At 63.0% G+C, this 6615-nt stretch carries 9 protein-coding genes and 1 pseudogene; 8 read left to right on the top strand and 2 right to left on the bottom strand.

Going from position 1 to position 6615, the window contains the following annotated elements:
• Nucleotides 1-195, bottom strand: a 195-nt coding sequence (locus EN994_RS13090; RefSeq protein WP_164745895.1) for a LysR family transcriptional regulator, incomplete at its 3' end; no start/stop codon positions are given.
• Nucleotides 196-345: 150 nt separating this feature from the next.
• Between EN994_RS13090 and EN994_RS13085 the strand changes: the two genes are divergently transcribed.
• Entirely contained in the window at nucleotides 346-741 is a 396-nt protein-coding gene (locus tag EN994_RS13085; RefSeq protein ID WP_027160872.1) for a cupin domain-containing protein, read from the top strand.
• Between the two features lie 391 nt (nucleotides 742-1132).
• Here EN994_RS13085 and EN994_RS13075 read toward each other — a convergent pair whose 3' ends face one another.
• The gene (locus tag EN994_RS13075) at nucleotides 1133-1723 is read right to left on the bottom strand and encodes a cation diffusion facilitator family transporter (RefSeq protein ID WP_063168662.1); all 591 of its coding nucleotides are present in this window, start codon (nucleotides 1721-1723) and stop codon (nucleotides 1133-1135) included.
• Between the two features lie 318 nt (nucleotides 1724-2041).
• Here EN994_RS13075 and EN994_RS13070 point away from each other — a divergent pair, with 318 nt between their 5' ends.
• The 7 genes and pseudogenes from EN994_RS13070 to EN994_RS13040 all read left to right on the top strand — a co-directional run.
• Nucleotides 2042-2521 carry a GNAT family N-acetyltransferase gene (locus EN994_RS13070; RefSeq protein ID WP_024501788.1) on the top strand — a complete coding sequence of 160 codons (480 nt, stop codon included), beginning with the start codon at nucleotides 2042-2044 and terminating at the stop codon, nucleotides 2519-2521.
• 15 nt (nucleotides 2522-2536) lie between these two features.
• Complete coding sequence (locus EN994_RS13065) at nucleotides 2537-2920, top strand: ACT domain-containing protein (protein ID WP_063168661.1); 384 nt, start codon at nucleotides 2537-2539, stop codon at nucleotides 2918-2920.
• 160 nt (nucleotides 2921-3080) lie between these two features.
• Nucleotides 3081-4514: an aldehyde dehydrogenase family protein gene (locus tag EN994_RS13060; protein ID WP_063170298.1), complete on the top strand. Its 1434-nt coding sequence runs from the start codon at nucleotides 3081-3083 to the stop codon at nucleotides 4512-4514.
• Between the two features lie 144 nt (nucleotides 4515-4658).
• Nucleotides 4659-5081, top strand: coding sequence for an MbcA/ParS/Xre antitoxin family protein (locus tag EN994_RS13055; RefSeq protein WP_013530547.1), 423 nt, complete (start codon nucleotides 4659-4661; stop codon nucleotides 5079-5081).
• Complete coding sequence (locus tag EN994_RS13050; protein ID WP_063168660.1) at nucleotides 5075-5776, top strand: RES family NAD+ phosphorylase; 702 nt, start codon at nucleotides 5075-5077, stop codon at nucleotides 5774-5776. The genes EN994_RS13055 and EN994_RS13050 overlap by 7 nt, the downstream gene beginning before the upstream one ends.
• Nucleotides 5777-5846: 70 nt before the next feature.
• Nucleotides 5847-6179 carry a metalloregulator ArsR/SmtB family transcription factor gene (locus EN994_RS13045; RefSeq protein ID WP_013530549.1) on the top strand — a complete coding sequence of 111 codons (333 nt, stop codon included), beginning with the start codon at nucleotides 5847-5849 and terminating at the stop codon, nucleotides 6177-6179.
• 92 nt (nucleotides 6180-6271) lie between these two features.
• Nucleotides 6272-6615, top strand: a pseudogene (locus EN994_RS13040) (arsenical-resistance protein); the annotation flags it as partial.

Here is a 6615-nt window from a genome sequence, read left to right as displayed (position 1 = left end):
CTCCCCGGCTTCGGTGGGCGACACGCTGCGCGTGGTGCGGGTCAGGAGCCGTACACCCAGCCGCTCCTCCAGCGCCCGCACCGTGTGGCTGAGCGCCGATTGGGAAACCCCGAGCTTGGCCGCCGCCCTGGTGAAGCTTTCCTCGCGCGCCACAGCGAGGAAGGCGGTTAGCTCGTTCAGGTTGTCACGTGGCATTCATGAGCCCCCTTCATAAGATCATGCTGGATATAGCACCTAATCGGCACCAATCGCAGACCCTAGATAGGCGTTATCACACCGGGCACCTCCGGCCGTCTCTAAAGCCGGGCGGTCGTGTCATGGCTGTTGCCAGGAAGGGACAAAACCATGGACATCACGCGAAACGGCTCTCAGGCCTCGGCCAAGGGATCGGCCGACTATTTCACCGGTGCGGTGCGCATCGACGCGCCGTTCAAGGGCAGCGAGCCCGCCCGGGTCGGCGGCGCCACCGTGACTTTCGAGCCCGGCGCGCGCACCGCCTGGCACACGCATCCGCTCGGCCAGACGCTGATCGTCCTCTCGGGCGCCGGCCTGGCGCAGCGCGAGGGCGGCCCGATCGAATCGATCCAGCCCGGCGACATCGTCTGGTTCGCGCCCGGAGAGAAGCATTGGCATGGCGCCGCGCCGACCACGGCGATGAGCCACATCGCTATCGCCGAAGCGCTCGACGGCAAGGTCGTCGACTGGTTGGAGCATGTCAGCGACGAACAATACGGGATTTGACCAGGTATCGGCGCGTGGCGCCGAGTTCAACGCCCGAACTCTACGAAGGAGACCAACATGACCGATGTTCCAAGGCTGAAAAGCCCATTCTCCGATATCGCTCCCGCGCTTGGCAGATACAGCCCTGGATCGTTCCGATCCCCGGCACCACCAAGCTCAATCGCCTCGAAGAGAACATCGGATCGGTCACTGTCGCGCTGACGGCGAACTGCCGACATCGAGAACGCGGTCTCGGCGATCGCCGTACAGGGAGCGCGCTATTCTCCGCAACAGGAAGCAAGGATCGATCGCTAGAGCCAGGCGCAGGCTGAGGGCACTCGACGACCGGGTAGCCATTCCGGCCGACGGCGCAGGAGTTGAGGGGATCGTGCGCGGATCGGGTGGCAGCGTTTCAGTTTGAAATTTGGCCTTCTGCGAACTCGCGTCTTGCGGCCGTGAAAACCTCGCGGGCAGCATCCGCATTCATGACGGCGATTGCCAGCCCAATGACGATATCGGGCCAGGCCGAATTCCACACGAATGCGGTGACCAGGGCAGCGGCAATGATTGCCACATTGGCCAGGACGTCGTTGCGCGCCGACAGGAAGGCGGCGCGGGTGAGGCTGCCGCTGTGATGGCGATAGCGAGCGAGCATGAGCGCGCACGACAGGTTGACGAGCATCGCGCCAGCCGCCGTGAGCGTTAGCGGAACGAGAGCTGGCGGAATTGGAATGTTGAATTTCTCCCAGGCTGTCCAAAGGGTCGCCAATGCGGGGATCAGAAGTATCCCGGCCAGCGCCATTCCGAGCCGCGCTCGATTGCGGACGGTCCAGCCCAACGCGACCATGATCAGGAGATTGACGGATGCGTCCTCCAGAAAATCGATGCTGTCCGCGAACAGCGATACCGATCCGATCCAAACGGCTACGGCAAATTCGATCCCGAAATAGGCCAGGTTCAGGATGGCCACCATCCGCACCGCTTTGTTCAGCGTCCCGGTCATAGTTTGCCCATCGATTAGCTGCCGTTGGCACAAAGCATATAGCGATTCTATGCCCTGCGGGCGCGAGGACCAGAACCTTGTCGCCGATGCGAGACACTGTCGATCGAGCGGTCGCCTTGACATCGCCGCGCTTCCTGTTCCAACTTGGCGCCATGTTCGTTTTCGCGCCCGCCAACACCAAGCGACGTCGCCCCTGCACAGTGCGGAGCGGCAAGCTGATTGCGCGACGACAAAGACCGGCAGGATAGACCCGGTTCTTTCGTTTCCAGCCCCGCCCGCGAAACCGCCGGCGGGATTTTTCATGTCTGGAGCAGTTTGATGACCAACAATTCTTCCATCCGGCTTCGGCCGGCCGCGCCCGCTGACGCCGCCGCGATCCGGGATATCGTGCGCGCCGCCTATGCCAAATGGGTAGCGGTGATCGGCCGCGAGCCTCTGCCGATGCGCGCCGACTACGAGAAGGCTGTTGCCGAGCATCCGTTCGATCTCGCCGTCGAGGATGATCGGATCGTGGGAATGATTGAAACCATGCTGGCCGAGGATCATCTGTGGATCGAGAATGTCTGTGTCGCACCGGATGCGCAGGGCAGGGGGATTGGCCGGCTGTTGCTGGAGTGGGCCGAGCGCAAGGCGATCGAGTCGGGCCGCGACGAGCTTCGCCTGCTGACCAATGGCGCGTTCGAGGCGAACGTATCGCTCTACAAGAGGCAGGGCTACATAGTGGATCGGGACGAGCCGTTCATGGGCGGCATGACGGTCTATATGAGCAAGAGGCTAGCGGGATCACCGGCGATCTGAGGAAGGATTTCGATAATGGCTGCCAAGGTCAAGCTTAAGCAACTCCCGGGGTCTTACGCGGTTTCCCGGCTGGCGGCGGGCGAAACCATTCCCGGTTGGGCGGACGGACCAGGCTTCGTCAGCATCACAAGGACCGACGACGAGCTTTCGATCGTTTGCCTGCAGGACCGCGTGCCGCATGCCGTCAAGCAGGATATCGACTGGGTGGCCTTCAAGCTCCTGGGCCCGTTCGCCTTCGACGAAACCGGTATCGTGCTGTCGGTCATCAGGCCGTTGTCGGAAAACGGGTTGGGCATCTTCGTGGTGTCCACTTTCGATGGCGACCATCTCCTGGTGAAAGCCACGGATCAGGCCGCGGCGAGGCGGTTTCTGGTCGAGGCCGGGCATACCTTGCTGTAGTCCATCCTCACCAAGCCGGTTGCTGCCCAACCGCTCTGGCTCAATCACTGCCGCACTGGCTCAACCACTTCGGGGGTTGTGTTTGACAGCGGCGTTTGTGCATCGTTATCTCCAGCCAGATATGACGGCCCGGCGCGACCATGCGGCCAAGGAGAAAACCATGTCACACAATCTGCAGTTCTACATCGATGGCGCGTGGGTCGATCCTGTTGTGCCCAACCCATTGGACGTCATCGATCCCTCGAATGAGGACGCTTTTGCGCAGATTTCGCTCGGCTCCAAGGCCGATGTCGACAAGGCGGTGGCTGCCGCCAAGCGCGCCTTCAACGGCTTTGGTTTCACCGAAGTTAGCGAGCGGCTCGACCTGTTGAATCGCATCATCGCGGTCTACAAGAAGCGCAGTGGCGATCTTGCGGTTGCCGTGTCGCGCGAGATGGGCGCGCCGCGCCAGATGGCGTTGGACAGCCAGGTCGGCATTGGGCTGGCGCATCTGACCAAAATGGCCGAGACGCTGAAGGCTTTCGAATTCCGCCACGTGAAGGGCAATCATCTCGTGGTCAAGGAGCCGATCGGTGTCGTCGGGCTGATCACGCCGTGGAACTGGCCGCTCAACCAGATCACCTGCAAGGTGGGTCCGGCGCTCGCCGCCGGCTGCACCATGGTGCTCAAGCCATCCGAGATCGCGCCGCTCGACGCCATCATCTTCGCCGAGATCCTCGACGAGGCCGGCGTGCCGAAGGGCGTCTTCAACCTCGTCAATGGCGACGGACCGGGCGTCGGCCAGGCGTTGTCCAGCCATCCTGACATCGACATGATGTCGTTCACCGGTTCGACCCGCGCCGGCATCCTGGTGGCCAAGGCCGCTGCCGACACGGTCAAGCGCGTGCATCAGGAGCTTGGTGGCAAGTCGGCCAACATTCTGTTCCCCGACGTCGACCTCGCAAGCGCGGTCAGCAAGGGCGTGGCCGGTTGCTTCAGCAACAGCGGCCAGTCCTGCAACGCGCCAACGCGCATGTTCGTGCCGCGCGAGCGCCATGACGAGGCGGCCGGCTATGCCAAGGTTGCGGCGGAAAAATTCACCGTCGGTCCGGCCGACGCTGCCGGCACCAAGCTCGGCCCGGTCGTCAGCCAAGTTCAGTTCGACAAGATCCAGGACCTGATCCAGGCCGGCATCGACGAGGGTGCGACGTTGGTCGCCGGCGGCCCCGGCCGTCCGGCCGAACTCAACCGCGGCTACTATGTCAGGCCGACGGTGTTCGCCGACGTTACCCACGACATGCGCATCGCGCGCGAGGAGATCTTTGGGCCGGTACTGGCGATCATGCCCTATGACAGCGTCGACGAGGTGGTCGAGACCGCCAACGACACCGTCTATGGCCTCGCCTCCTACATCCAGGCCAAGGACATGAAGAAGGCGCGCGAAGTCGCGGCGCGCATGCGCACCGGCAATGTCTACATCAACTATCCCCAGTGGGACGCCGGCCTGCCGTTCGGCGGCTACAAGCAGTCGGGCAATGGCCGCGAATATGCCGAATACGGACTTGAGGATTTCCTCGAGATCAAGGGCATCGCGGGATATGAAGCGGCTGAGTAGGCACCGTACAGTGTGATGCAATAAAGGGCGCGGCCTGCGGTGTGGGCCGCGCCTTTTCATTTTGCAGCCAAGCCTTGCCATCTCCGCATTCTTGCCAATTGGCAAATACATGCTATATATCTGCCAATCAGCAAGGTGAACGCAATGCAGCTTCAATCCATCGTCACCACGCCGGCCACGTTCGGAGCCGCTATCTCGGATGAAGAAGCGGGCGCGCTGGCGCGCACAACGGTCAATCTGTTCAAGGCCTGGAACCTCACCGACCTGGAGGCCTGCATCCTGCTCGGCGGTATGTCGGCGCGCACCTGGGCACGCTGGAAGACTGGGGCGAAGGAAGGTGGCATCGGCAGGATCGACCGCGACCTGCGCACCCGCATGGCGCATCTGATGGGCATCCACAAGGGCCTGCGCTACCTCTTCACGGAACCGGCGCGCGGCTATGCCTGGATCCGCAAGCCCAATGCCACCTTTGGCGGCCAGTCGGCGCTCGACCTGATGCTGCGCGGCGAAATCTCCGATCTCTCGGCGATGCGCGAATGGCTCGATGCGGAGCGTGGTGCATGGTGAGTGGGCTTGCGGTCCGTCGCCGCGTCGACTGGCACCAGACCTTCCGCATCATCCGTTCCATCCACCCACCGATCGACCTGTTCGAAGACATTGCCGACCCGCGCGACTGGGAGGCGCTTGCCGCCGTCGAGGCGAAGACAAACCCACGCATAAGGTTCGAGATCGGCGATCTCGGCAAGGTTTCGGCCGCAAGGCGGATTTCCGGCCCCGGCGCCAGTTTCGTGATGGCGCCCTTCGTGCATTGCTCGACGCTCAGACCAGGCCGCTTCTCGGATGGCAGCTACGGGATTTATTATGCGGGTGACAGCGAGGAGGTGGCGCTGGCCGAGACCATTCACCACCATCAGAAATTCATGCGCGCCACCAACGAAGGGCCGGGCTGGACGGCGGATTTCCGCGTGCTGATCGGCAACGTCGACCGCGACCTCGATGACGTCAACGCCGTGCCCGGCGTGCTCGACCCGGACGACTATTCCGCCTCGCAGGCGGAAGGGCGGGCGCTGCGGGCAGCAGGCAGCGACGGGCTGGTGTGGAACAGCGTGCGCATGCCGGGCGGCGGCTGCATCGGCATCTTCTGGCCCGATGTCATTGCCATTCCAGTGCAGGGCCGCCACTACAGCTACCACTGGGATGGTGCCCGGGTGGACTTCGTGCGCCAGCACGATACGGGAAAGGTGCTTGCCGTCACATCATAGCGGCGGACATCCTTTACAGATCGCGGGGGAGTCGATATTCACGAATCCATAAATCCAAGGATTCGGATATATGAATAGGAAGGGCACTTTGAACGCGCTGGCCGCACTTGGCCAGGAGACGCGGCTGGATGTCTTCCGGCTGCTCGTGCGTGCCGGCCCGGAAGGCATTCCAGCCGGCGAGATCGCAACGAGGCTGGACACGGTCCAGAACACCATGTCGGCGCATCTGAAGGTGCTCGCCCATGCCGGGCTGATCCGTCCCGAACGCGACGGAAGGACCGTGCGCTATGTCGCCGACATGACCGGCTTGCGCGACCTGCTGGCCTATCTGATGGAAGATTGCTGCAATGGCGCGCCGGAGCTCTGCCGCCCGGTCATCAATGCCGTGACCTGTGACTGCTGAGGGGCTTGTGACTGTCCGCCGCGCGCCGTTCGAACAAGGAAGCCATCATGACCGATCATGCTCTGAACACAGCTGAGGCGGTGCGGCCCGGCATCGGCTTCGTCGAGAAATATCTGACGGTGTGGGTGGCACTGTGCATCGTCGCGGGCATCGCGCTTGGCCATCTGCTGCCGGGCGTGTTCGGCGCCATCGCGTTGGCCGAGATCGCCAGGGTCAACATTCCTGTCGCCGTGCTGATCTGGCTGATGATCGTGCCGATGCTCTTGCGCGTCGATTTCGCCTCGCTGGCCAAGGTCGGCACCTATTGGCGCGGCATCGGCGTGACGCTGTTCATCAACTGGGCGGTGAAGCCGTTCTCGATGGCGCTGCTGGGCTGGCTCTTCATCGGCTGGTTGTTCCGGCCGTGGCTGCCCGCCGTGCAGATCGATTCCTACAT

Origin of the sequence: Mesorhizobium sp. M7A.F.Ca.CA.002.09.1.1, assembly GCF_003998555.1 — a bacterium.
GTDB lineage: Bacteria > Pseudomonadota > Alphaproteobacteria > Rhizobiales > Rhizobiaceae > Mesorhizobium > Mesorhizobium ciceri.
Note: the sequence above shows the minus strand (reverse complement) of the source record. Positions and strands in the feature narration are given on the sequence as shown.